The sequence below is a fragment of the Streptomyces sp. NPDC048514 genome, from assembly GCF_043199955.1.
Lineage (GTDB): Bacteria > Actinomycetota > Actinomycetes > Streptomycetales > Streptomycetaceae > Streptomyces.
Map to the genome: position 1 here is coordinate 142,116 of NZ_JBICWT010000016.1, position 25,178 is coordinate 167,293.

General features: G+C 74.1%; 21 protein-coding genes, 1 pseudogene and 1 riboswitch. Of the genes and pseudogenes, 10 read left to right on the top strand and 12 right to left on the bottom strand.

Features of this window, described 5'->3' with window-relative positions; all coding sequences use genetic code 11:
* Positions 1 to 384: 384 nt before the first annotated feature.
* Entirely contained in the window at positions 385 to 1,485 is a 1,101-nt protein-coding gene (locus ACGFT2_RS31555; RefSeq protein WP_393285157.1) for a pyridoxal-phosphate-dependent aminotransferase family protein, read from the bottom strand.
* Between the two features lie 198 nt (positions 1,486 to 1,683).
* On the opposite strand from ACGFT2_RS31555, the gene ACGFT2_RS31560 reads away from it, so the two are divergent.
* The 5 genes from ACGFT2_RS31560 to ACGFT2_RS31580 all read left to right on the top strand — a co-directional run bounded on the left by ACGFT2_RS31560 (position 1,684) and on the right by ACGFT2_RS31580 (position 6,382).
* Positions 1,684 to 2,532: a transporter substrate-binding domain-containing protein gene (locus ACGFT2_RS31560; RefSeq protein ID WP_393284953.1), complete on the top strand. Its 849-nt coding sequence runs from the start codon at positions 1,684 to 1,686 to the stop codon at positions 2,530 to 2,532.
* A gap of 4 nt (positions 2,533 to 2,536) precedes the next feature.
* Positions 2,537 to 3,370: an amino acid ABC transporter permease gene (locus tag ACGFT2_RS31565; protein WP_393284955.1), complete on the top strand. Its 834-nt coding sequence runs from the start codon at positions 2,537 to 2,539 to the stop codon at positions 3,368 to 3,370.
* A complete protein-coding gene (locus ACGFT2_RS31570; RefSeq protein ID WP_393284957.1) occupies positions 3,367 to 4,161 on the top strand; it encodes an amino acid ABC transporter ATP-binding protein in 795 nt (264 codons plus the stop codon). The genes ACGFT2_RS31565 and ACGFT2_RS31570 overlap by 4 nt, the downstream gene beginning before the upstream one ends.
* 18 nt (positions 4,162 to 4,179) lie before the next feature.
* Complete coding sequence (locus tag ACGFT2_RS31575; protein ID WP_393284960.1) at positions 4,180 to 5,271, top strand: amidohydrolase family protein; 1,092 nt, start codon at positions 4,180 to 4,182, stop codon at positions 5,269 to 5,271.
* Positions 5,272 to 5,473: 202 nt separating this feature from the next.
* Positions 5,474 to 6,382 carry an SCO1860 family LAETG-anchored protein gene (locus tag ACGFT2_RS31580; RefSeq protein WP_393284963.1) on the top strand — a complete coding sequence of 303 codons (909 nt, stop codon included), beginning with the start codon at positions 5,474 to 5,476 and terminating at the stop codon, positions 6,380 to 6,382.
* A gap of 371 nt (positions 6,383 to 6,753) precedes the next feature.
* On the opposite strand, the gene cobC is transcribed toward ACGFT2_RS31580, so the two are convergent.
* On the bottom strand, positions 6,754 to 8,085 hold the full coding sequence (gene cobC, locus ACGFT2_RS31585; RefSeq protein WP_393284964.1) for an Rv2231c family pyridoxal phosphate-dependent protein CobC: 1,332 nt from the start codon (positions 8,083 to 8,085) through the stop codon (positions 6,754 to 6,756).
* Positions 8,086 to 8,107: 22 nt separating this feature from the next.
* Positions 8,108 to 8,791 (bottom strand): annotated as a pseudogene (locus ACGFT2_RS31590) (cobalamin biosynthesis protein); the annotation flags it as partial.
* A 189-nt stretch (positions 8,792 to 8,980) separates the two neighbouring features.
* Between ACGFT2_RS31590 and ACGFT2_RS31595 the strand changes: the two are divergent.
* Positions 8,981 to 9,712: a ZIP family metal transporter gene (locus ACGFT2_RS31595; protein WP_393284967.1), complete on the top strand. Its 732-nt coding sequence runs from the start codon at positions 8,981 to 8,983 to the stop codon at positions 9,710 to 9,712.
* Positions 9,713 to 9,852: 140 nt separating this feature from the next.
* Here ACGFT2_RS31595 and ACGFT2_RS31600 read toward each other — a convergent pair whose 3' ends face one another.
* The 7 genes from ACGFT2_RS31600 to ACGFT2_RS31630 all read right to left on the bottom strand — a co-directional run bounded on the left by ACGFT2_RS31600 (position 9,853) and on the right by ACGFT2_RS31630 (position 18,275).
* Positions 9,853 to 11,208, bottom strand: coding sequence for a cobyrinate a,c-diamide synthase (locus ACGFT2_RS31600; RefSeq protein WP_393284970.1), 1,356 nt, complete (start codon positions 11,206 to 11,208; stop codon positions 9,853 to 9,855).
* Entirely contained in the window at positions 11,208 to 11,807 is a 600-nt protein-coding gene (gene cobO, locus ACGFT2_RS31605) for a cob(I)yrinic acid a,c-diamide adenosyltransferase (RefSeq protein WP_393284973.1), read from the bottom strand. Before cobO ends, ACGFT2_RS31600 begins: the two co-directional genes overlap by 1 nt.
* Positions 11,807 to 13,819: a putative cobaltochelatase gene (locus ACGFT2_RS31610; protein WP_393284976.1), complete on the bottom strand. Its 2,013-nt coding sequence runs from the start codon at positions 13,817 to 13,819 to the stop codon at positions 11,807 to 11,809. Before ACGFT2_RS31610 ends, cobO begins: the two co-directional genes overlap by 1 nt.
* 43 nt (positions 13,820 to 13,862) lie before the next feature.
* Positions 13,863 to 15,371, bottom strand: a complete 1,509-nt coding sequence (locus ACGFT2_RS31615; RefSeq protein WP_393284979.1) for a cobyric acid synthase — start codon at positions 15,369 to 15,371, stop codon at positions 13,863 to 13,865.
* The gene (locus tag ACGFT2_RS31620; protein WP_393284980.1) at positions 15,368 to 16,312 is read right to left on the bottom strand and encodes a cobalamin biosynthesis protein; all 945 of its coding nucleotides are present in this window, start codon (positions 16,310 to 16,312) and stop codon (positions 15,368 to 15,370) included. The genes ACGFT2_RS31615 and ACGFT2_RS31620 overlap by 4 nt, the downstream gene beginning before the upstream one ends.
* A gap of 97 nt (positions 16,313 to 16,409) precedes the next feature.
* Positions 16,410 to 16,551: riboswitch (cobalamin riboswitch) on the bottom strand.
* Between the two features lie 194 nt (positions 16,552 to 16,745).
* Entirely contained in the window at positions 16,746 to 16,973 is a 228-nt protein-coding gene (locus ACGFT2_RS31625) for a hypothetical protein (RefSeq protein ID WP_393284983.1), read from the bottom strand.
* Positions 16,974 to 17,003: 30 nt separating this feature from the next.
* Positions 17,004 to 18,275, bottom strand: a complete 1,272-nt coding sequence (locus tag ACGFT2_RS31630; RefSeq protein ID WP_393284985.1) for an inorganic phosphate transporter — start codon at positions 18,273 to 18,275, stop codon at positions 17,004 to 17,006.
* Between the two features lie 297 nt (positions 18,276 to 18,572).
* Between ACGFT2_RS31630 and ACGFT2_RS31635 the strand changes: the two genes are divergently transcribed.
* From ACGFT2_RS31635 to ACGFT2_RS31645, 3 genes are all read left to right on the top strand, one after another.
* Positions 18,573 to 19,331 (top strand): class II aldolase/adducin family protein, encoded by a 759-nt coding sequence (locus ACGFT2_RS31635; RefSeq protein ID WP_393284987.1) that lies wholly within the window; start codon positions 18,573 to 18,575, stop codon positions 19,329 to 19,331.
* 265 nt (positions 19,332 to 19,596) lie between these two features.
* Positions 19,597 to 20,724 (top strand): alpha/beta hydrolase, encoded by a 1,128-nt coding sequence (locus ACGFT2_RS31640; protein WP_393284990.1) that lies wholly within the window; start codon positions 19,597 to 19,599, stop codon positions 20,722 to 20,724.
* Positions 20,725 to 21,220: 496 nt separating this feature from the next.
* Positions 21,221 to 22,639, top strand: coding sequence for a hypothetical protein (locus ACGFT2_RS31645; RefSeq protein WP_393284993.1), 1,419 nt, complete (start codon positions 21,221 to 21,223; stop codon positions 22,637 to 22,639).
* A gap of 39 nt (positions 22,640 to 22,678) precedes the next feature.
* Here ACGFT2_RS31645 and ACGFT2_RS31650 read toward each other — a convergent pair whose 3' ends face one another.
* A complete protein-coding gene (locus ACGFT2_RS31650; RefSeq protein ID WP_393284996.1) occupies positions 22,679 to 23,092 on the bottom strand; it encodes a VOC family protein in 414 nt (137 codons plus the stop codon).
* A gap of 69 nt (positions 23,093 to 23,161) precedes the next feature.
* Positions 23,162 to 24,052 (bottom strand): neutral zinc metallopeptidase, encoded by an 891-nt coding sequence (locus tag ACGFT2_RS31655; protein ID WP_393284999.1) that lies wholly within the window; start codon positions 24,050 to 24,052, stop codon positions 23,162 to 23,164.
* A 491-nt stretch (positions 24,053 to 24,543) separates the two neighbouring features.
* Here ACGFT2_RS31655 and ACGFT2_RS31660 point away from each other — a divergent pair, with 491 nt between their 5' ends.
* The gene (locus tag ACGFT2_RS31660) at positions 24,544 to 25,152 is read left to right on the top strand and encodes a hypothetical protein (protein ID WP_393285001.1); all 609 of its coding nucleotides are present in this window, start codon (positions 24,544 to 24,546) and stop codon (positions 25,150 to 25,152) included.
* The last annotated feature ends 26 nt before the right edge of the window (positions 25,153 to 25,178 follow it).

Below are 25,178 nucleotides of genomic sequence, written 5' to 3' on the forward strand. Positions count from 1 at the left end.
CGGAAATGCACGGCAGCTCTCGCCGCGACGCGCGGCGACCTTGGCGATATGCCCGCTTTGTCACAGGGAAAATCGGGACAAAGGTATTCTGTTGTGGAGTGTGTCACAACACGGAAACCCCGGGAAACCTGCCGGAAAACTTCCCTGTTTAGCTCTGCAAAAAGCGGGCAGAAGAAGACGGGAAGCTATCGTCCGGAGAATTTACGGGGAATGTGAAATCCAATTGAATTCCGGCTGTGGTCGCCGCTCCGCCGTTTCGTTCGCACGGAATGCCGGCCCGGCCGTCGCGCCGGGCGTACTCCTCGACGAGGTGAATGGCCCCACCGCGCACCGGCACCGGCCGGCGCTCGTGTCGGCCGTCCGCCCGGTGCCGCCGGGGCCGGCTCAGTGCCAGGCCTCGTCCACGGCTCGCAGCGCCGCGACCGGATCGACGGACCTGCCCTGTTCGGCCAGCGCGGCGCCCAGTGCCGTCAAGGACGCCCGGACCGCGCCCGGTGTCGCATCGGCCCCGTAGTGATTGACCCGGATCATCTCCCCGGCCAGCGTGCCCCCGCCCGCGGCCAGCGGCAGCGCCGGATCGCTCGCCAGCGCCCGGGCCACCAGCTGCGACGCCACCACCCCCGACGGCACCCGCAGCGTCGTGGCCACCGGCGCGGCGTCCGCGGCCTTGTACACGTACGGCTCCAGCCCCCCGCCCAGCGCCACCGCACCGGCCCGGGTGGCCCGGGCGGCCCGCCGGTGCCGCGCCATCACCGCGTCCAGGCCCGCCGACTCGATGCGCTCGAGGCACGCCTGCAGCGCCAGCATCTCCAGCTGCGCGGGAGCGTGCGGCAGCGTCCTGCGGCCCGCGTCGGTCCAGCGCTCCTTCCAGTCGAGCAGGGAGAGGTAGGAGCGGCGCGGCGCGTTCGGATTCGCCGCCATCCGGGCCCACGCCCGCTCGCTCACCGAGATCGCCGACACGCCCGCCGGGCCGCCCATCGCCTTCTGCGCCCCGATCACGCACAGGTCCACGCCCCACGCGTCCGGCAGCACCGGCTCGGCGCCCACGGAGGCGACCGCGTCCAGATAGAACAGCGCACCCTGCTCCCGCACCGCCGCGCCGATCTCCGCGACCGGATTGGTGTTGCCGGTCGCCGCCTCCGCGTGCACCAGCGACACGAAGTCGATCTCCGGGTGCGCGGCGAACGCCTCCCGGACCTGTCCGGCGGTCACCGCCGTGTGGAAGGGGACCGTGAGGTCGTGCACGGTCGCGCCCGAGTCACGCAGCCAGTTGCCGAAGGTCTGCCCGTACGGGCCCGTGATCACGTTCAGGGCCACCGTGCCCGGACCGGCCGCCGCGCGGATCGCGCCCTCCAGCGGCAGCAGCGCCTCACCCTGGGTGACCAGTACGTCCTGCCGGGTGTCCAGCAACCGGGCCACCCCGTCCTCGACGGCGGCGAAGCGCTCGGCGCTCAGCGGGGGCAGATCGAGGAAGGGGTGGGTCACGGCGGTGCTCTCTTCGCTCACGAGGGTCCACGAGGCCGGCCGGAGGCCGACGGAGACGAGAGTAACCCTCGCCACTCGGCCCTCTTCCGACCGGCGACTTCTCAGGCCGGACGGCTCCAGGGCCATCGGTTTGGTTTGAGAGGCCCAAACATCTCCTTATAATCGGAACCCACAGTTCCCCCATAGGAGATTCCCCCCATGAAAACGCTCCTCGGGCGCCGGACCCGCCTTCTGGCCGCCACCACCGCGACCGCCGCACTCGTGCTCGTCGTGGCCGGCTGCTCCTCCAGCGACTCGGGGAGCGGCAAGACCACCGTCAAGGGCGTGCACCTCGCCAAGGCCGGCCGGCTGACCACCTGCACCCACCTGCCGTACCCGCCGTTCCAGTCGGTGGTCGACGGCAAGGTGCAGGGCTTCGACGTCTCCCTGATCGACCTCGTCGCCAAGAACCTGGGCGTCAAGCAGCAGGTGCTCGACACCCCGTTCGAGAACTTCAAGACGGGTGCCTTCCTCAACTCCGGCCAGTGCGACCTGGCCGCCGCGGGTATGACGATCACCGCCGAGCGCAAGAAGAACGTCGACTTCTCCGACCCGTACTTCGAGGCCACCCAGGCCGTCCTGGTCGACAGCGGGAGCGGCGTGAACTCGCTCGCGGACGTCAAGGCCAAGGGCAAGAAGCTCGGCGCCCAGGCGCAGACCACCGGCGAGGACTACGCCAAGGGCAAGGGCTACGACCCGGTCTCCTTCCACTCCTCCGACGCGGTCCTCAACGGCCTGCGCACCGGCCAGGTCCAGGCCGTCATCATCGACTACCCGGTCGTCCAGGGCTGGCTGAAGGACAAGGCCACCGCGGGCAAGTTCAAGGTCGTCGACAACCTCAAGACCGGTGAGCAGTACGGCTTCACCGTGAAGAAGGGCAACAAGGCGCTGCTCGACGCCATCAACAAGGCGCTCGGGAACGCCAAGGCCGACGGCACCTACAAGAAGCTCTACGAGCAGTGGATCGGCCCGTACGACGCCTCCGCCGCCTCGCCGGCCGCCTCCTGACCCGATGACCGACACCGACACACAGATCCAGCCGAAGAAGCGGGGCCTCACCCGCCGCCAGCGGCGCAGGCTGTCACGTGGCGCGCAGTACGCCGTGTTCGTCGCCGCCGTGGTCGCGTTCGCGGCCTCGGCGGACTGGGGCCGGCTGAAGAACCAGTTCGCGCAGGCCCACATCGCCGAGCAGATGTTCCCGGACGTCATCACGGTGGCGCTGAAGAACACCGTGCTGTACACCCTGTCCGGCTTCGTCGTCGGCCTGGCCCTCGGCATGCTCATCGCCCTCATGCGGCTGTCCTCCGTGGGGCCCTACCGCTGGGTCGCCGGCATCTACATCGAGATCTTCCGCGGGCTGCCCGCGCTGCTGATCTTCATCTTCGTCGGCGTCGGCGTACCGCTGGCCTTCCCGGACATCCAGTACCCCGGCGGCACGTACGGCAAGGTCGCCGTCGCGCTCGGCCTGGTCTCCGCCGCCTACATGGCGGAGACGATCCGCGCCGGCATCCAGGCGGTGCCCAAGGGGCAGATGGAGGCCGCCCGGTCGCTGGGCTTCTCGCCCGCCCGGGCCATGGTCTCGATCATCGTCCCGCAGGCCTTCCGCATCATCCTGCCGCCGCTGACCAACGAACTCGTCCTGCTCTTCAAGGACTCCTCGCTGGTGCTCTTCCTCGGCGTCACCCTGGAGGAGCGGGAACTGTCCAAGTTCGGCAACGACCTGGCCAGCACGACCGCCAACTCCACCCCCATCCTGGTGGCCGGACTGTGCTACCTGCTCGTCACCGTTCCGCTCGGCTTCGTCGTCCGCCGCATGGAGTCCAAGTCCCAGGAGGCGATCCGTTGAGCCGCCCGGAGATCCACGTCCAGGGCCTGCACAAGTCCTTCGGCGACAACCACGTCCTGCGCGGCATCGACCTGGAGATCGGCCAGGGCGAGGTCGTCTGTGTCATCGGCCCCTCCGGCTCCGGCAAGTCCACGCTGCTGCGCTGCGTGAACCTGCTGGAGGAGCCCACCGAGGGCCAGGTCTTCGTCGGCGGTACCGAACTCACCGACCCCGACGTGGACATCGACGCCGTGCGCCGCCACATCGGCATGGTCTTCCAGCAGTTCAACCTCTTCCCGCACCTGAGCGTCACCGAGAACCTCACGCTGCCGCAGCGCCGGGTCCTGGGGCGGGACAAGGCCACCGCCGCGCGGACCGCCGCCGAGAACCTCGCCCGGGTCGGCCTCGCGGAGAAGGCGGACGCCTACCCGTCCTCCCTCTCCGGCGGCCAGCAGCAGCGGGTGGCCATCGCCCGGGCGCTCGCCATGGGCCCCCGGGTGATGCTCTTCGACGAGCCGACCTCCGCGCTCGACCCCGAACTCGTCGGGGACGTCCTCGCCGTGATGCGCAGGCTGGCGCAGGAGGGCATGACGATGATGGTCGTCACACACGAGATGACCTTCGCCCGCGAGGTCGCCGACCGGGTGGTCTTCATGGACGGCGGCGTGATCGTCGAGGACGGCAGCCCCGACCGGGTCATCGGCGACCCGCAGCACGAGCGCACCCGGCACTTCCTCTCCCGGCTGCTCGACCCGGCGATGGCCGAGGTCGAGGAGGAGACCCCCGACCGGGTGGGCGGGGACGAGCCGTAGGTCGTTAGGGTGCGGTGCATGAGCGAAGGCGCCGTGCTGCACGTGAAGGGCCGGGTCCTGACGGGGCCCGACGACGTCCGTGACGAGCTGTGGGTGGTCGGGGGGCGGATCTCCTACGACCGCCCCGCCGGCGCCCGCGACGTCACCACCGTCGAGGGCTGGGCGCTGCCCGGCCTGGTCGACGCGCACTGCCACGTCGGCCTCGGAGCGCACGGCCCGGTCGACGCGGACACCGCCGAGAAGCAGGCGCTCACCGACCGGGAGGCGGGCACCCTGCTGCTGCGCGACGCGGGCTCGCCCTCCGACACCCGCTGGATCGACGAGCGGGCGGACCTCCCGAAGATCATCCGGGCCGGCCGGCACATCGCGCGCACCCGCCGCTACATCCGCAACTACGCCTGGGAGATCGAACCGGCGGACCTCGTCGCGTACGTCGCCCAGGAGGCGCGGCGCGGCGACGGATGGGTCAAGCTGGTCGGCGACTGGATCGATCGGGACCTCGGCGACCTGGCCCCCTGCTGGCCCCGGCCGGCGGTCGAGTCCGCCATCGCCGAGGCCCACCGGCTCGGCGCCCGCGTCACCGCGCACTGCTTCGCCGAGAACTCCCTGCGGGATCTCGTCGAGGCGGGCATCGACTGCATCGAGCACGCCACCGGCCTGACCGAGGACCTGATCCCGCTGTTCGCCGAGCGGGGCGTCGCGATCGTCCCGACGCTCGTCAACATCGCCACCTTCCCGCAGCTCGCGGCCGGCGGCGACACCCGTTTTCCCCGCTGGTCCGCCCATATGCGACGACTGCACGAACGCCGCTACGACACCGTGCGCGGCGCCTACGACGCCGGCATCCCCGTCTACGTCGGCACGGACGCCGGCGGTTCGCTGGCCCACGGCCTGGTCGCCGCGGAGGTGGCGGAACTGGTCACCGCCGGCATCCCGCCCGTCCAGGCGCTGTCGGCGACCAGCTGGGGCGCCCGCGCCTGGCTCGGGCGGCCCGGCCTGGAGGAGGGCGCACCGGCCGACCTGGTGGTCTACGAGGCGGATCCGCGGGCGGACGTACGGGTGCTGGCGGCGCCGCGACGGGTCGTGCTGAACGGGCGGGTGGTGGAGTAGCGGGCGGGCGGTGGCACGGCGGGCGAGCGGTGGAGCGCCCGGCGAGTCGTGGGGATCCGGGGAACGTCTGTGCCCGGTGATTCGAAGGGGTGTGCTGAAACGCCTCTATCGAGTGAAGTGACCCCGGACGGCTGACCGTTCACCCACAGCGCGTACAAGGTTGACGGGTCCCAAGAACGTTTCGTCTGGGGGTCCCACCGCCTTGAACAGCAACAACTTCCGTATGCCCGCACGCCGTCTCGCCGTCGTCGCGACGGCCGCCGCCCTCACCGCGGCGCCCACGGTCCTGGGCGCGAGCGCCGCGCACGCGACCGGTGGTCACGGTCGCGCCTCCGCCGTCGTCCTGCGTACCGGGCTCGACGTGTCCCTGCTCAACAAGACCGTCGAGGTCCCGCTCGCGGTCTCCCTCGACGACGTCCGGGCACCGCGCAGCGCCGACCGGACCGCACTGTCCGCCCGGCTCGACGGCGTGGCCGGCGGCAGGCCGTTCACCGTGCTCGGTGCGGACGTAGCCCGGTCCCGGGCCACCGTGACGGCCGAGCGCGCCGAGGGCTCGGTCCGGCTCGTCCACGCCAAGCTGCACGTGCCGGGACTGCCCCTGCTGTCCCTCGTCGAGGCCGACACGGTCACCGCCAGGGCGACCTGCGAGGCCGGCAGGGCTCCGGCCGCCTCGGCGAACGTCCTCGGTGCCGTCACCGTCCTCGGCAAGCGGGTCACGCTGACCGCCGGCGGCCCCGTCGAGGTGAAGGTGCCCGGCGTCGGCGAGGTCCGGCTCGACCTGGCCGAGCGGCGGACCACGAGCCGTACGGCCGCCGCGACCGCCCTCGAACTCAAGGTCTCCATCAACCCGTTGAAACTCAACGTGGCCGACGTCGAGGGCACGGTCACACTGGCCAAGGCCACCTGTGAATCCCCGGCGGCCCCGCCCGTCGGTCATTCCACGCCGAGCCACGACCCGGCCGCCGACGTCCGCCCCCAGGGCGCCCCGGCCGAGGCCGACCTGGCGGAGACCGGCGGCGGTTCGGCGACCCAGTACATCGCGGGCGGCGCGCTCGCGCTGCTGCTGGTGGGCGGCGGAGCGGTGACAGCGGCCAGGCGCCGCAAGAACTGACCCCGGCAGGGGGCGCCCCTGGCCCACCGGCGCCCCCCCCGCCCACCGGCGCCGCAGGAGCCGCCCTCGGCCCTGCTCGGGTGCCGCAGGAACCGGCCCCAGCCCCTGCCTACCCCCGGCCCCGGCCCTGCCCCACCAGGCGCCGCAGGAACCGGCCCCGGTTCCATCGGGCGCCGCAGGAACCGGCCCCGGTTCCATCGGGCGCCGCCGGCCAGGGCCCCGGCCACGCCAGGTGTCCCCGGAGCCGGCATCGGCCCCTGTAGGGGCGGTGGCCGGTGTCCGTCGGGGAGGGAATGTCCCCGCCCTCCCCGTACGGAGTCCGGTCGGTGCGCCGGACCGTGGCTCGTCGTGGCCGGCACCGGTCCGGGCTCTCAGCCGGCCGGGACGGACGGGGGCGGTCCAGGGGGAGGAGGCAGTGCCGCCGACAGCGCCCGCAGGAATCCGTCCGCCGTGGCCCGGTCCCGCACAGCGACCCGCACCCACTCCGCGCCGAGCCCGGGAAACGTGTCCCCACGGCGCACGGCGTGACCGAGGTCGCGCAACCGTCGTCGCACCGCCGCCGCGTCCGGCATGCGCACCAGCACGAAGGGCCCCTCCGCGGGCTGCACCACCCGCACACCGCGGGACGCGAACGCCGCCAGCCCGGCCACCAGATGCGCCCGGTCCCCGGCGATCCGGTGCGCCGCATGCCCGGCCTCCGCCAGCGCCCGCGGCGCCACACACGCCTCGGCCGCGGCCAGCGCCGGCGTGGACACCGGCCACAGCGGCTGCGCCCGCTCCAGCACGGCGACGATCTCGGGGGCGGCCAGCACATAGCCGATGCGCAGCCCCGCCAGCCCCCAGGTCTTCGTCAGGCTGCGCAGCACCACGAGACCGGGCACGTCGGTCCGCCCGGCCAGCGCCTCACGCTCGCCCGGCACCGCGTCCATGAACGCCTCGTCGACCACCAGGACCCGCCCGGGCCGGGCCAGCCCGGCGAGCACGCCGGCCGGGTGCAGCACCGACGTGGGATTCGTCGGATTCCCGATCACCACCAGGTCCGCGTCCTCCGGCACGGCCGCCGGATCCAGCCGGAAGCCGTCCTCCTCCCGCAGCAGCACCCGGCCCACCGGGTGCCCGGCGTCCCGCAGCGCCGCCTCGGGCTCGGTGAACTGCGGGTGGACGATCACCGGCCGGCGGACCTCCAGGGCGCGGGCGAGCAGCACGAACGCCTCCGCCGCGCCCGCCGTCAGCAGGACCCGCTCCACCGGCAGCCCGTGCCGCGCGGCCACCGCCGCCCGCGCGTCCCGCCCGTCCGGGTAGGCCGCGAGGAACGGCAGGCTGGCGGCGATCTTCTCGCGCAGCCACGGCGGAGGCGTGTCGGCACGGACGTTGACGGCGAGGTCCACCAGAGCGGCCCCGTCGTCCCGCACCTCGGCGTCCCCGTGATGACGAAGGTCGTGCCCGTCGTGACGAAGATCGTGCCCGTCGCGACGAAGGTCGTCCTCATGAGTGCGCGGGTCGTCGCCGTGAGGTGGTACGTCGTCCCCGTGATGACGCAGGTCGTGCCCGTCGTGACGAAGGTCGTCCTCGTCGTGACGCAGGTCGTCCTCGTGAGGGCGCGGGCCGTCGCCGTGAGGTGGTACGCCGTCGCCGTGAGGTGGTACGCCGTCCCCGTGGTGACGCAGGTCGTGCCCGGCCGCCCGGGCGTTTTCAGTACGCATGGCTGTGCGAGCGCTCCCTGTGTTGCCCGCGCCCCGGGCGCCGCACGACGGCACAGGTCGCCATCGCGGGCTGCCCGTCGGCACGCTCGGACCTCCGCTTGGGCACGAGGAGTTCACCGCCCCGGACCAGCGCGGCCGCCTCCGCGACCGACGGGGTGTCGACGGCCGCGAGGAGGGCGCCGGACGGGTTGGGCACCTCGACGGCCGCCAACTCCGCGGCGGAGTAGGACACCAGGGGCACCCCGAGCCGCCCGGCGGCCGCGACGAGACCGGGCTCCGCCGACTTGGCGTCCAGGGTGGCCAGTTCGGCCACGCACCGCGGCGAGAGCCGCGCCTCGCGCAGCGCCGTCCCGATCAGCCGGAGCACCTCCTCGGCCGGCACGCCCTTGGACGCGCCGACCCCGATCACCAGGGACGGCGGTCTGAGCAGCACCTCCCGCTCGCCCGGTTCGACGGCCCGGTCGGTGAGCCGGACGGTGTACGGGCCGCGCGCCGAGGTGGGCAGCGGCGGCAGCGGCCACGGCACCTCCGCGTGCAGCACGACCGCCTCACCGTCCAGCAGGGCACGGGAGATCATGGCGACGGAGCCCTCGCAGGGCCACCCGAGCGCCTCCAGGCCTGGCAGTCCTCCGGAGTCCGTCGCGGCCGGCACCACGGGCTCGGCGCCGGGCACCTCACCGACCTCACGGACGGTCGCGCGTGCGCCACGGAACGTCGGCGGGCCGGCGGCGCCGGGGCCGGCGCCGACGACCGTCGCCTTGCCGTCGGGGGCGTCGGCCATGGGGTGCCTCTCATGCGGGATGGCAACTCGGAATCGGGTGAAATGTCGGGTTGCGCCGGATTGCGGACGGCGCCGGATGTGCGCGAAGGCGCCTCCATCGGATAGCAAGTGCCTATGGCGGTCTTCGTTGCGCTCGGCGCGTTCCTGATGACGCTGGCCGGCGGCTGGACGGCACAGCGCGTGACCGACCGTCGCCATCTCGTCCTGGGACTGGCCGGCGGCCTGATGCTGGGCGTGGTCGGCCTGGACCTGCTGCCGGAGGCGCTGCACGCGGCCGACCGGGAGGTCTTCGGGGTACCCGCGGCCCTGCTGCTGTTCGTGACCGGTTTCCTGGTGGCCCATCTGGTGGAGCGCACCCTGGCCGCACGCCAGGCGGCGCACGGCGGAGCCGAGCACGACCACCGGGCGCCCGAGGTGGGCCTGACGGCGGCCGCCGCGATGGTGGGCCACAGCGCCATGGACGGCGTGGCGATCGGCGCGGCCTTCCAGGTGGGCGGCGGCATGGGCACGTCCGTCGCGCTCGCCGTGATCGCGCACGACTTCGCCGACGGCTTCAACACCTTCACCATCACGAGCCTGTACGGCAACGCACGCCGGCGCGCGATCGGCATGCTCGTGGCCGATGCCTGCGCCCCGCTGGTGGGCGCTGTGTCGACCGTCTTCTTCCACATCCCGGAGCCGGTGCTCGGCGGCTACCTCGGCCTCTTCGGCGGCGTCCTGCTCTATCTCGCCGCGGCCGAGATCCTCCCCGAGGCCCACCACGACCACCCCGCCCGCTCCACCCTGCTGTGCACGGTCGCGGGCGCGGCCTTCATCTGGCTGGTGGTCGGCATCTCCGGCGGCTGACGGCACGGCCGGCCACCCGCCCCCGGGCCCCGCGACGCCGGCCCCGGGCCGGGCCGGCGCCTCGTCCGGCACTCCGGAGCCGGCCGCGACCGGGACCCGGGCCGGCCGCTCGACGCCCTCCGCCGGCACCAGCCCGCCGCTCATGACGCCAGGCACCTCTCCACGAACCGGCGAGCGACACCGAGCTCGGACGCCCAGTGCGTGTGCAGATAGCTCGCGTGCACGTTCTGCTGCACGAAACCCTCGACCCGCCGGGTGGGCGTCAGCACCCCCCAGGCGGGAGCGGCACCGGCCCCTGGCTCGACGACCGTGCGGTGGAACTCGTGCCCCCGCATCCGCGTCCCGGCCGGCGCCAGCACGCTGTCGCCGACGGCCACGGCGTCCCGGTAGCCGAGGGTCAGCCGCTCGCTCATCCGCGCGGTGGCGTCCAGCACCCCGCACATGGGCCGCCCGTCCAACTCCCGGCACAGGTACAGCAGTCCGGCACATTCGGCTGCCACGGGGGCGCCGGAGAGAGCCAGCCCGGCGACGTCCTTGCGCAGCCGCTCGTTGGCGGACAGCTCACCGGCGTACACCTCGGGGAATCCGCCCCCGATGACCAACCCGGCCGTACCCTCCGGGAGTTGCTCGTCCCGGAGGGGGTCGAAGGGGACGACCTCGGCGCCGGCCGCCGCGAGCAGCTCGGTGTGTTCGGCGTAGGAGAAGGTGAACGCGGCGCCACCGGCGACGGCGACCCGCGGCCGCCGGCCGCGCGCCGGCGAGACCTCGGGGGTCCAGGGGAGGGAGCCCTCCGGCAGCGGACCGGCCGCACGCGCGAGTGCCTCCAGAGCGGCGAGGTCACACCCCGAGGACACCTGCGCGGCCATCTCCGCCACCGACTCCAGGGCGTCGGCGCGGCGCTCGGCGACCGGCACCAGCCCCAGGTGCCGCGACGGTGTCTCGACCCGGGCGGCCCGCCGCAGCACACCGAGGACGGGCATCCCCGCCGAGTCCAGCGCCTCCCGCAGCAGCGCCTCGTGCCGGTCCGACCCCACCTTGTTCAGGATCACGCCCGCGACCCGCACCAGAGGGTCCCAGGAGGCGAACCCGTGCACCAGCGCCGCCACCGACCGGGACTGCGAGGACGCGTCCACGACGAGCACCACCGGTGCCCGCAGCAGCTTGGCGACCTGCGCGGTGGACGCCAGTTCACCCTCCCCGGCGGCCCCGTCGTACATACCCATCACGCCCTCGACCACGGCGAGGTCGCACCCCCGCGCCCCGTGCAGGAACAGCGGAGCGACCAGCTCCGGACCGCACAGATACGCGTCGAGGTTGCGCCCCACCCGCCCGGCCGCGAGCGCGTGGTACCCGGGGTCGATGTAGTCCGGCCCGACCTTGTGCGGGGAGACGGCGAGTCCCCGCGCGGCGAACGCGGCCATCAGCCCCGTGGCGACGGTGGTCTTGCCGCTGCCCGAGGAAGGCGCGGCGATGACCAGCCGGGGCACCGACGACATCACCACTCGATGCCCTTCTGGCCCTTCTGCCCGGCGTCCATGGGGTGCTTGACCTTGGACATGTCGGTGACGAGGTCGGCGAAGTCCACCAGCTTCTCCGGCGCGTTGCGCCCGGTGATCACTACATGCTGGGTACCGGGCCGGTCGCGCAGCACCTCCACGACCTCGTCGACGTCCACCCAGCCCCAGTGCAGCGGGTAAGCGAACTCGTCGAGCACGTACAGCCGGTACGTCTGCGCGGCCAGGTCCCGCTTGACCTGCTCCCAGCCCTCCCGGGCCTTCTCCTCGTTGTCCAGCTGGTCGTCGCGCTGGACCCAGGACCAGCCCTCGCCCATCTTGTGCCAGTCGACGGTGCCGCCCTCGCCGGAGTCGCCGAGCACCCGCAGCGCGTTCTCCTCGCCGACCTTCCACTTCGCCGACTTGACGAACTGGAACACCCCGATCGGCCATCCCTGGTTCCAGGCGCGCAGCGCGAGCCCGAACGCGGCGGTCGACTTGCCCTTGCCGACGCCCGTGTGTACGAGGACCAGCGGACGGTTGCGACGCTGCCGGGTCGTCAGTCCGTCGTCCGGCACCACACTCGGCTGTCCCTGCGGCATTACGCGGCCCTCCTCGAAGTTCCCTGCACATCCCGGACCAGCCCGGCGATCGAGTCGGCCCGCAGTTCGTCCAGCGTGACGGCCGTGCCGCCCAGTTCACCCGCGAGCCGCCCGGCGAGTCCGAGCCGCACCGGCCCCGACTCGCAGTCCACGACCACCGAGGCGACCTGCCCGGCCGCGAACAGCCGTGCCGCCCGGGTCGCGAGCGCGACCGGCTCGGGGCCGCCGGTGGCCCGCCCGTCGGTCACCACCACGACCAGCGCCCGGCGCGCCGGATCCCGCAGCCGCTCCACGCGCAGCACCTCGTGCGCCTTCAGCAGCCCGGCCGCCAGCGGCGTACGGCCGCCCGTCGGCAGCGACTCCAGCCGGACCGCGGCCGCGTCCACCGAAGAGGTGGGCGGCAGCGCCACGTCGGCCGCCGAGCCCCGGAAGGTCACCAGACCGACCTTGTCCCGCCGCTGGTAGGCGTCGAGCAGCAGCGACAGCACGGCGCCCTTGACGGCACCCATCCGCTGCCGCGCCGCCATCGACCCCGAGGCGTCCACCACGAACAGCACGAGATTGCCCTCGCGCCCCTCGCGGGCCGCCTGCCGCAGGTCGTCCCGGCGGACCACCAGCCCCGGCCCGGAACGGCCGCGCGCCCGCTGGTGCGGGGCGGCGGCCTGCACCGTCGCCGCCAGGTGCAGCTTGGTCAGGGCGCCGCGGGGCCGCCGGGCCCCGGTGGTGCGTCCGTGCTCGGTCCGGGCCCGCGACCGCCGCCCGGCAGCACCCTCGCCGAGGCCGGGCACGCTCAGCACCTTGGTCCGGAAGGGCTCGGCGGACCGCGCCGGTGCCTGCTCACCCGGACCGGCGCCGGACGGCTGCGGCTCCCCGCCCTCACCGGACTCCGGCCGGGGGGCGGTGTCCCCTCCCTGCGGACCCTCGTCCGGCTCCGGCTGCCCGCCGCCCCCGCCGGGGCCGCCCGGGCCGGGATCGTCCCCGCCGTCGCCGCCCCCGTCGGTGTCGGAGAACTGCTCCAGCGTCTCGTCCAGCTTGTCCTCGTCCAGGCCAGGCGCGTCGAACGGGTTGCGCCGGCGCCGGTGCGGCAGCGCGAGCAGCGCGGCCTGCCGCACGTCCTCGGCCAGCACATCGGTCCGCCCGGCCCACGCGGCCAGCGCAGTCGCCGTACGCGCCATCACGATGTCGGCCCGCATGCCGTCCACCTCGAAGGCCGCGCAGGTCGCCGCGATCTGCCGCAGCGCCCCGTCGCCCAGCCGCACCTGCGGCAGCAACTCCCGGGCGGCGACGATGCGCTGCCGGACGTCGGCCTCCTCTTCGGCCCAGCGCGCGGCGAAGGCCGCGGGGTCGTCGTCGTACGCCAGCCGGCGGCGCACCACCTCCACCCGCTGATCCGGCTCGCGGGAGGCCGCGACCTCCACGGTCAGCCCGAACCGGTCCAGCAACTGCGGCCGCAGCTCGCCCTCTTCGGGGTTCATGGTGCCGACGAGCAGGAACCGGGCCGCGTGCCGCACCGAGACACCCTCGCGCTCCACGTACGAGGCGCCCATCGCCGCCGCGTCCAGCAGCAGGTCGACCAGGTGGTCGTGCAGGAGGTTGACCTCGTCCACGTACAGGATGCCGCGGTGCGCGTCGGCCAGCAGGCCCGGCTCGAACGCCTTCACGCCCTCCGCGAGCGCCCGTTCGATGTCGAGCGCGCCGACCAGCCGGTCCTCCGAGGCGCCGACGGGCAGCTCGACCATGCGCGCCGGGCGCGCCGAACCGCTGCCCGGCTCGTGCGGCCCGTCCGGGCAGGACGGGTCGGGGGCCGCCGGATCACACGAGAACCGGCACCCGGGGACGACCGCCACCGCGGGCAGCAGCGCCGAAAGGGCGCGTACGGCCGTCGACTTGGCGGTGCCCTTCTCGCCGCGCACCAGCACACCGCCGACCGCCGGCGAGACCGCGTTCAGCAGCAGCGCGAGCCGCAGATCGTCCTGGCCGACAACGGCCGTGAATGGGAAGGGGGTTGTCACAGATCACCCTCCAAGTCGCCTCGTGCATCAGAGTAAACGGCGTTCATGCCGGGGCTCCCGGTGGAACGAAAGGCAGCCCCTCGGGCGCGCCGGACTCGATGAGCCGCCAGAGCGCGTCCGTGTCCGCGTGCTGCTCGATCAGGTCGCCGAGCCGGTCGAGCTGCTCCTCGCGCAGCGCGGCGAAGGATGTGTCCGGGGCCGGCACGAAGCGGCGGCCCGCGGCGGCGGCGACCTCGCGCAGGAAGGCCCGCCGGAAACCGTCCGACTCCAGGGAGCCGTGCCAGTGGGTGCCCCACGTCTGGCCGACCCTGCAGCCGTCCAGGAAGGGGGTGCCGGCGGTCACCTCGGCGACCCCGTGATGGATCTCGTAGCCCTCGACGTGCTCACCGAGGGCCTCGCCGGCGGGACGGGCGAGGGTCTTCCCGCGGGCGAACCGCACCCGCACGGGAAGCAGACCGAGACCGGCGACCTCGCCGGCCCGCGACTCGACCTCGTCCTCGATGTGCTCCCCGAGCACCTGGAACCCGCCGCAGATCCCGAGGACCGGCCGCTGCTCGGCGGCCCTCCGGACGAGGGCGTCCGCCAGCCCCCGCTCCCGCAGCCACTGAAGCGCCCGTACGGTCCCGCGCGTGCCCGGGAGCACCACGAGGTCGGCGTCCGCCAGCTCCTCGGGCCGGTCCACGAACCGCACCACGACGCCCGGTTCGGCCGCCAGCGCGTCCACGTCCGTGAAGTTGGACATCAGCGGGACCGCGCACACCGCGACCCGCAGCACGTCCTCGCCCACCGGGGGCGCGACGGTGGACTCGCGTACGGTGCCCCGCAACGACACCCGCAGCCCGTCCTCCTCGTCGATGCCGAGACCGTGCCGGAACGGCAGGACGCCGTACGTGTGCCGCCCGGTGAGCCCGTGCAGCATGTCCAGGCCGGGCTCCAGCAGGGAGACGTCCCCGCGGAACTTGTTCACCAGGAAACCGGCGACCAGTTCCTGGTCCTCCGGCGAGAGCAGGGCGACGGTCCCGAAGAAGGAGGCGAAGACGCCACCGCGGTCGATGTCGCCGACGACGAGAACGGGCAGCCGCGCGTTGCGGGCGATGCCCATGTTGACGATGTCGGTCCGCCGCAGGTTGATCTCGGCCGGGCTCCCCGCACCCTCGCAGATCACCGCGTCGTACGTGCCCCGCAACTCGGCCAGGCAGTCCAGCACCGTGCCGAGCAGTTGCTGCTGCCGCCCGCCGTGGTAGCCGCGTGCGCTCATCTCGCCCACCGGCCGGCCCATCAGCACCACTTGGCTGCTCCGCTCGCCGCCGGGCTTGAGCAGCACCGGGTTCATCAGCGCGGTCGGCTCGACCCGGCACGCCTGGGCCTGCATGGCCTGCGCCCGCCCGATCTCCGCGCCCTCCCGCGTGACGAACGAGTTGAGTGACATGTTCTGCGCCTTGAACGGCGCGACCTTCACGCCCTGGCGTACCAGCCAGCGGCAGATGCCGGCCGTCACGACGCTCTTGCCGGCGTCGGAGGTGGTGCCGGCGACGAGGAGACCCCCGCTCACTTCCCACGTCCCTTCACGAGTCGGCGCGCGGCGACCGTGGCGCCGAGCGCGAGCAGGCCGACGCGGCGGGACAGCCGTACCGCCCGGTCGATGTCGGCCACCTGCACGGTGCGTCCGGTTCGTCCGTTGAGCACCGGGCGGTGCTCGACCCGGCCGCCGTAGGACAGCGTGCCGCCCAGGCGCACGCCGAGGGCGCCCGCGAACGAGGCCTCCACGGGCCCGGCGTTGGGGCTCGGGTGCCGGCGCGCGTCGGCCTTCCAGGCGCGCAGGGCGCCGCGGGGATCGGGGCCGGCCGCCGCGGTGAGCACGGCGGTCAGCCGGGCCCCCGGCCAGCCGGCGAGGTCGTCGAGCCGGGCGGACGCCCAGCCGAACCGCCGCAGCCGGGGGGACCTGTGCCCCACCATCGCGTCCAGGGTGTTGACGGCCCGGAAGCCGAGCAGGCCCGGCACGCCGCCCACGGCACCCCACACGAGCGCGCCCACGACGGCGTCGGAGGTGTTCTCGGCGACCGACTCGACCACGGCCCGGGCGATCCCGTCGGCGTCCAGCGCCTGCGGGTCCCGGCCGCACAGATGGGGCAGCCGCACACGGGCCGCCTCGACGTCCCCGGCCCGCAGGGCGCGCCCGATCGTGCGGGCCTCCCGGGCGAGCGAGGTGCCGCCGACGACGGTCCAGGTGGCGGCGGCGGTCAGCGCGACGGACGCGGCGGGGGAGGGGCGTACGACGCGTGCGGCCACGGCCCCGAGAGCGACGGCGCCACCGGCGCACACGGCGGTGTGCAGGGCGCCCCAGCCGCGGTGGTCGTGCCACAACGCGCCTTCCACGGCCGTGGCCGCCCGCCCGAACGCGGCGACCGGGTGCCCGCGGCGCGGATCGCCGAGGAGCAGGTCGCCGAGCAGGCCGGCGGCGGCGCCGTACGCGTAGCAGCGATCGGCACCCATCGGCTCAGCCGGCCATGGGCACAGGAGCGGGCCTGGTACTGGTCCTTCGGCGGCCGGGCATGGCGATATGGGTCCTCACTCAGGGTGTCCGCGCCCTGGTTCGACGAGATTCGGCGGTGAGAGTTCCTGGCTCCCGGGGATTTTCCCCGGTGACAGTGGCGGGACCGCGCCGGATTCGCACCGGCTTCCTCTCTTGCCGCCGTACATGGCCCGGGCAGTCCACCACGTGCCCGGAAGGGCAGTCAACTTGCTGTTGACCTGCGTGGGGAGAGTGTGCCGATCCCCACACCGCGGTGCGCCGCACGCCGAAGGCTCCCCTCCAGGACAGGACAACTGGAGGGGAGCCTCGGTGTGTTCGGTCGGGCCCCGGCCACGGTGGTCCGCGGCGATCAGGCCCCGGCCACGGTGGTCCGGCCGGTCCGGGCCGCGGCGGTCAGGCCTTGGCCACGATCAAGTAGATGCCGTACGCCACCGCCGCCGCGCAGGCCGCGAAGCAGACGTAGGCGCCGGTGACGGCGAGAGTGGCGGAGCCGCCCTGGGCCGCGGCCTTCTCGCGTCGCGTCAGGCCGTTGATGCCGAGGGTGAACAGGGCCACCAGGCCCACCGTGAACACCAGGCTCGTGCCGAAGACGGAGCCGAGAGCCGCCCAGTCGATCTTCATGATGCTTCCTTCGGTACCGGGTTCTCGGGGTCAGACCCTGGCGGCCGGCGGGGTCGCCGGGGCGGTGGACGTCGGAACGGCGGCCGGGGACGGCCCGGTGGCCTGCTGCGGGAAGGCGACGGGCGGCTCCTCGGGCAGCATGCCCGCCGGGGGCGGGATCACGGCGGCGATGGCGGTGGTCACCACGCCGGCCGGCTCCTCGGTCTCGGGGACGACGTCGGTGTGGTCGACCACCGAGCGGCGGGAGATCTTCCATATGGTGGCGCTCGCGGCGACCAGGAAGACGGCGACGGCGGCGGTGCCCCAGTCGCCCAGGTCGGTGACGGACTCGGCGCCCGCACCGACCAGCGCGGCGGCCGGCAGGGTCAGGACCCAGGCGACGGCCATGCGGGTGGCGGTGGACCAGCGGACCACACCGCCCTTGCGGCCCAGACCGGCGCCCATCACCGAGCCGGAGACGACGTGCGTGGTGGAGAGGGAGAAGCCGAGGTGGGAGGAGGCCAGGATGGCGGTCGCGGCGCTGGTCTGGGCCGCGAAGCCCTGGCGCGGCTCCAGATCGGTCAGGCCCCTGCCCATGGTGCGGATGATCCGCCAGCCGCCGATGTAGGTGCCGAGCGCTATCGCCAGGCCCGCGGAGAGGATCACCCAGGTGGGAGGGTTCGAGCCGGGGGCGATGGAGCCGCCCGCGATCAGCGCGAGCGTGATGATGCCCATCGTCTTCTGGGCGTCGTTGGTGCCGTGGGCGAGGGAGACCAGGCCCGCGGAGGCGATCTGGCCGGCGCGGTAGCCCTTGCGGGTGGCCTCGCCCTCGGCCTTGCCGCCGATGCCGTAGGAGAACCGGGTGGCCAGCATGGCCGCGACGCCGGCCACGATCGGCGCGGCGACCGCCGGCAGCAGCACCTTGGTGACCAGAGCGTCACCGTGCACGGCGTCGAGGCCCGCGGAGGCGACGGTGGCGCCGATCAGGCCGCCCATCAGGGCGTGGGAGGAGCTGGAGGGAAGGCCCACCAGCCAGGTCAGCAGATTCCAGAGGATCGCGCCGACCAGGGCGGCGAAGATGACCTCGGGACGGATGCCGGTCTCGTCGACGAGACCCTTGGAGATCGTGTTGGCGACCTCCACCGAGAGGAAGGCGCCCACCAGGTTGAGGGCGGCGGACATGGTCACCGCGATCTTGGGCTTCAGGGCGCCTGTGGAGATGGTGGTGGCCATCGCGTTCGCTGTGTCGTGGAAACCGTTCGTGAAATCGAACGCAAGTGCGGTTACAACCACAATCGCGAGGATCAGCGAGAAGCTTTCCATTTACCCAGGCAATCGTTCGAGGTCATTGGCTGGTCGAACGTAGGCAACCTGGGTGAACGGAAGATGAACTGGGGCGGACCTCATGGTGTCCGTGACCATGAATTGGCATTCCGTTTGCCCGCGACGGCCCAAGCGCGCCTTGGTCACCGGCCTCGAGCGAGAGCCCGTAGCCGGTTCGTCGACCCGTTGAGGAGATTCTGGTCACCCGGCAGGCCGCCGCTGGGGCCCGGACGGACGGACCGATGGCCGGATGGACGACCCGTGCCGCCGGCGCCTCGTGGCTGGCAGGATCGGCGCATGGCTGAGCAGCGACGGGACACGTCGGGGGAAGAACCGGGCGGCGAGCGCCGGGAAGCGGTGCGCGGCGCGATGGCCGGTGCGGCGCTGGAGCCGGGACCGGGCGTGGCGGCGCACGCGGACACCGCTCGGATCTGGGAGGCACTGGTCGCGACGGCACGCCGCACCGTCGCCGACGGGCTGGTCGTCGGCACCTCCGGCAACGTCTCCGCCCGCGTCGGGGACCTCGTGCTGGTCACCCCGTCGGGCGTTCCCTACGACCGGCTGACCCCGGGCGACATCACCGGCGTCGACCTCTCCGGACGCCAGGTGCTCGGCACCCTGGTCCCGACCAGCGAGCTGCCCATGCACCTCGCCGTCTACCGCACGACCGGCGCCCGCGCGGTGGTCCACACCCACGCCGTCCACGCCACCGCGGTCTCCACGCTCGTGCCCGAACTGCCCCTGGTCCACTACATGGCCGGTGCCCTCGGCGGACCCGTCCGAGTGGCCCCCTATGCCACCTACGGCAGCGACGAACTGGCCGAGAACATGCTCGGCGCCCTCGCCGGCCGCTCCGGCTGCCTGCTGCAGAACCACGGCACGATCACCTACGGCGACGGCCTCGACCAGGCCTACGACCGCACCGCCCAGCTGGAATGGATGTGCCGCCTGTGGCTGACGGCGTCCTCCGTGCCGGGCCTGGCGCCGTCCTTGCTCACGGAGGCACAACTGGCCGAAGCCGGGGCACGCTTGAGGGGGTATGGCCAACGGAGGTGACCCCTTGCTCCCCAGCCCGCTGTTCCGACGGTTTCTCGACCGGCTCTCCCCGCGCCACGGCTCCTCGCATGCTCCGGGTCCGGCGAAACGTGTGCGGGGTCCGGCGGTGCTGCGCGACGCCGTCCGGTCGCTGCGTACCGGACGGGGATCCCCTCACGCCCTGGAGGCGGTGGGCAAGGTGCCGTATCGCCCGGTGCCGGCACGGCCGTCACACCGCTCCGCCCTTCCGCTGGCCGGGGACCGGGAGCGCCGTGACACTGGACGGGTGGGCCCAGTCAAAGCGACCGCCACCGCGATCAGCGCCGTCCTCGCCGCCGGTATGGCATCCGTGGCCGCGGGGCGGCTCGCCAGCGACGCCGCGCTGAAGGCGCCCGCCGGCAGGCCGCTGCCCACGGAGCCCCGGCTCACCGTGCACGGCACCGACACCGGCCGGATCACCCTCACCCGCGATCTGGCCTCCCTGCGCCCCGGCACCTACGGCCTCGCCGGCGACGGCTCCCACGCGGTCGTCGGGCCGGTCCAGGAGGCGCTCGCGCACACGGCCGACACCGTCGTACGCCGCCTGGACCGCGTCACGCACGGCACCTTCGCCCCCGGCGACGCGGTGTGGCTCACCCCCAACCTCTACGTCGGCAACCCGGGCTCCGCGCTCGGCCTCGACCACGCCGACGTCGACGTGCCCGGTGAGCTGGGTGCCCTGCCCGCCTGGTTCCTGCCCGGCCACCGGGACACCTGGGTGATCGCCGTGCACGGCCTCGGCACCACCCGCGAGCAGGCCATGAACGTCATGCGCTTCCTGCACTCCCGCCGCCTGCCGGTCCTCGCGCTCGCCTATCGCGGCGACCTCGGCGCGCCCCGCCCGCCGGACGGCCTGAACCACCTCGGCGAGACCGAGTGGCGGGACGTCGACGCGGCGATCCGCTACGCCGTCCGCTACGGCGCCCGCCGGGTCGTCCTGCTCGGCTGGTCCACCGGCGCCACCATGGCCCTGCGCGCCGCCGAGCACTCGGCCGTGCGCGAGCGCATCTCGGGCCTGGTCCTCGATTCCCCGGTGCTGAGCTGGGAAGCCACGCTGCGCGCCCTGGCCCGGGCCCGCCGCACCCCCCAGCCGCTGCTGCCGCTCGCCGTGCGGGCCGCTCAGGGCCGGGCCGGGCTGCTCACCGACGGGACCGCCGAGATCGCGGACCCCGTCCGGCTCGCCGTGCCCACCCTGATCATCCACGGCCCGGACGACCAGGTGGCCCCGTGGGAGTACTCCCGCCGTCTCGCCCGGCGCCGCTCCGACCTGGTGGCCCTGCACACCGTCCGGCACGCCCCGCACGCGGCGATGTGGAACGCGGACCCGGAGGAGTACGAGGAGCGCCTGCGCCGCTTCCTGACCCCCCTGATGTGACCGCCGGCCCGTCCGGCCCGGCCGGCTCTTGGCCCGGCCGGCTCTTGGCCCACCGGCACGTCCTGGCCCAACGGCATGTCCTGGCCCACCGGTGCGTCCGGGCCGGGCCGGCTCCCGGCCCGAACGCCCGTCCCTCCGCGACCTCGCACGGTCCCGCCCAGCCGTCCCGCGTCCGGGACCGTCCCGCCTCCTGGAGCGTCCTGCCCCCTTGGTCGGCCTCAGGCGTCCTGCCTCACCTCCTCGGCCGTCCTGCCTCCTCGGTCACTCCACCTCCTCGGCCGTCCTGCCTCCTCGGTCACTCCACCTCCTCGGCCCTCTTGCGCCCCTCGGCCCCCTCGGCCCGCCCAAGACCCCTCGGTCCGTTCCGGTTCAAGGGTGAACGGATGGCCTGATTGCGCCTGCCCGGCCCGCTCCCGGCCCGTTGTCCCGGCTCGGCCCGTCGGCCGCCGTGACATTCCGTTTGGGTTTTCGGACCGTCAACCGGAAGACTGCACCCGTGACGTCCCGTATCCCGCGCGACTCCAGGCTTCGACTCGTCCGACCGCGACCCCTGGCCGCCACCCCCAGAGCTGTGAACCAGCGGCGCCCGCGCCGCCCCGCACCCCGGCCGCCGGAGGGCACCCCCGCCCCCGCCGAACTGGCCAGAACGGCACGCACCCGCCTGGCCGGCCCCGTCCGTGTCGCGCGCTGGGCCGACGCCGCTCTCGGCCCCGGCAGCGACGGCGCCACCACCGACGGCAAGGCCACCCTCTCCGAAGCCACCGCCGAACGGGCCGCCACCGACCTGGGGCTGAGTGCCGCTCAGGTCCGTGCCGACTGGGACACCGCCCGTCTCGCCGGGCTGGTGGAGGTGCACGGCGACAGCGCGCGCCCCGGCTGGCGGCTGCGTGCCTGGAACCGCGACGACAGCGCCGTGCTGCGCGGCTGGGTCGCCCTCTTCGACGCCTGGTCGCTCGCGCACCCCGAACCCGAGGGACAGGAGGCGGCCGCCGTCGCCGAGGTCGTCTCGGCCATGCCCCAGGTGCTCTCCTTCCTCCAGCTGTCCGCCGGGCCGGTCCCGGTCGAGCAGCTGCTGGACCTGCTCCAGCAGCGGGTCACCGAACTGCGCACCGAGCGCTGCGAGGTCCCCTACGGGCCCGCCACCGAGCGGCTCGCCGGGTCCCCGAGCCCCGCCGAGCCCGCCCCGGTCGCCGGCGCCCCGCTCGCACCCCTGCTCGACTGGGCGCTGCGAGCCCTCGCCTCGGTCGGCGCGCTGACCTACGGCGACGGCCAGGCCACGCTCACGCCGCTGGGCAGTTGGGCGGTCTGGGTCAAGCTGGAGCAGATCTGCGTGGCCGCGCAGAGTCCCGCGGGGAACATCGAGCAGGCCGCCGAGGACATGCTCCGCGGCTGCGCCCAGCTCCGCCCCAACGCCGCCCGCGCCGAGTACCGGGCCTGGCTCGCCGCCCGCCCCGTCGGCAGTGCCGTCACCGAGCTGATCGACGCCGCCCGCGGCGAGGACGCCCTGCTGCGCGGGCTGGCCTTCGAGGCGCTGCGGGTCGTCGGTGCTCCCGCCGAGCCCGACGTGCGGGCCGTCGTGGACGAACCGGCGCTCAGACCGTACGCCCTGCTGTGGCTGGCCGAGCACGACGGCGTCGACGCGGAGGACGCCCACGAGGCCCTCACCCGCGAGGAGGCCACCTGGCTGTGGGTGGACACCGCCGCGGCCGTCGCCGATCACGGCGAGGCGCCGATGCTGGTCCGGCATCTGGAGTCCGCGGTGCAGCCCACGGTCCCCCAGCTGCTCGACGAGGTCCGCGCCGTGGGACACCCACGCACCGTGCAGGTCCTGGTGGCCCTCGCCGCCGCGCACCCCGACCCGGCCCTGGCCAAGGCCGTCCGGCGGGCCGCCTTCCAGGTGCACACCGGGGGATGAGCGACGTGCACACCGGGGGATGAGCGACCGGAGCCCGGCTCAGGCCCCGATCTCGGGGGCGTAGGTGCCGAAGCTCCATATGTTGCCCTCGGCGTCCCGTGCCATGTAGTCGCGCGAGCCGTAGTCCTGGTCCGTCGGGGGCATCAGGATCTCCGCCCCGTGCCCCACGGCCCGCTCGTGGTGGGCGTCCACGTCGTCCACCACGACGTACACCGCGCAGGGACCCGCGTCCCTCATCAGGGTGTCGAAGCGGCCGCCGCGGCCCTTGGAGCCGATCATCACCGCGCCGCTGCCCTGGACCAGTTCGGCGTGCATCACCCGGCCGTCCTCCGTCTCGTACACCGACAGCTCGGTGAAGCCGAGGGCCTCCGTCAGCAGCCTGATCGCCGCCTTGGCGTCCGCGTACAGCAGCGTGGGGTAGATGCTCGGCCGTCCAGCGCCCGTGCCCGCCATGCCGATCACTCCTTCGTGCGTCGGTCCAGTGGCCCGCCGTCCAGTCTTGCAGCCGCCACCGACAACGCCTCAGCGGAACGTGTCGCACTGCTTCATGTCACCGGTCCGGTACCCCTGCTCGAACCACTGCCGTCGCTGCTCCGCCGACCCGTGCGTCCACGTCTCCTGCGTCACCCGGCCCTGGAACCGCTCCTGGATCCGGTCGTCGCCCACGGCCGCGGCGGCGTCCAGGCCTTCGCGGATGTCGGCGGAGGTCAGACTGGTGATCAGCGGCCGCCCGGTCGACTCGTCCGGTGTGGTCGTCGCGTGCCGCGCCCACACGCCCGCGTAGCAGTCCGCCTGCAGCTCCGTGCGCACCGAGTTGCTGTTCGCGCCGGTCAGCCCGTCCTGGGAGCGGCCGAGAACACCCGTCAGGTCCTGCACGTGGTGGCCGTACTCGTGGGCGATGACGTACGCCTGCGCGAAGGGGCCGCCGGTGGAGCCGAACTTCGTCCGCAGGTCGTCGAAGAAGCCTAGGTCCAGATAGACCTTCCGGTCGCCCGGGCAGTAGAACGGCCCGGCCGCCGAGGAGGCCGCGCCGCACGCGGTGCCGACCCGGCCGCTGAACAGCACCGTCTGCGAAGGGGTGTAGGTCCCGTGCCGCCGCCGGAACTCGCCCGTCCAGTAGTCCTGCACGCTGTTGACGACCGCCACGGTCCGGCAGTCGTCCCGGGTGTTGGCGTCCCGCCCGGTACGGCAGGTCTGCTGGACCTGCTGGAGCGAGGAGGCGGTCGGCCGGGGGGTGTCCCCGCCGGAGGACAGCCCCAGCTCGTCCGGGCCCACGCCCAGGAACAGGCCCAGCAGAAGCGCGATCAGTCCGGCGATGCCGCCGCCGATGGTCGCCCGGCCGCCCGGGACCCGGCTGCCGCGCACATCCTGCACCTCGGAGGTGTCGAGGTTCGCGTCGTCGTCGAACTGCACGCGTCACCGCCCTCTGCCCGCGCCGTCGCGCTCGTCTTCGGAGCCTGGCGCATCTCTACCCGTCCCGTCGTCGCCACCGCCGGACGAACACCCGAACGGGCGACTTACCGACTCCGTCCCGCCCGGGCACCCGGACCCGTCCGCCGGTCGCGCCTAGGCTCTCCGTCGATCCATGGCCGGCGAAAGGGGAAGCGTTGCCCGCCCCGCCACCCGGCCCTCACCCACCCCGCCCCCTCCAGCATCCGGCCGCGGCGGCCACCGCGCATCCGGCTTTGGCGGCCACCGCGCATCCGGCTTCGACGGCGGCGGCGCCCGCCACCCCCCGCGCGCGTGTCCCGCGGCCGGCGTCCCGGGCCGCCGCCGCCCAGCCGGTGCGCCGCCGGACTCACCCCCTCCGCGCGGGCCGCGCGATGGCCGGTGGGTTCCCGCGGGCCCTCTCCCGGCGCGTTCGCCGAGTCTCCGGACTTCTTCTCGTGCTCTGCGTCCTGGCCGTGGCGTACGAAGTGCGTCCCGCGCCCTACGGGGATCGTCTCGTCCGATCCGCGCCCGCCGAGCGGCAGCCGTACGCCGGGAAATGGACGGCACGCACGCGTGGCGGTGCCGTGGCCGCCTACGACAGCCGCAGGGGCACGCTGCGGTGGCGCTACACGCGTGTGGGGCACCGGCCGGTCGCCGTGGTGCCCGCGCGCGTGCAGGCGATCGCGCTCTGGGACGACGGACTGGTCACGGCGACCGACGGGCGCTCGGTGCGCTGGCACCGAGCCCTGCCCGACGCCGCCGAATGGCTCCCCGACCAGGGCGGTACCGGCGTCCTGCGACCCCTCGGACGCGGCATCCTCGCGGTGGTCACCCCGCGCCGGGTCACCGCGTACCGCACGGCCGACGGCGACCTGCGCTGGGTGCTGCCCGCCCGGCAGGGCTGCGCGTTCCGGCCGGATCGTGCCCTGCGCCGCGGCCCGGCCCTGCTCGTCGCCCAGCCGTGCCCGCGCGCCGCCTGGACCGGGCAGGTCGTGGCCGTGGACGACCTGGGCCGGATCGCCCCGGACCGCAAGCCCCTCAGCAACGATCTTCCGGGGCGCGGCCCGGACACACGGACGTAGGAAAACCGCTTGCACGACCCCGTTAG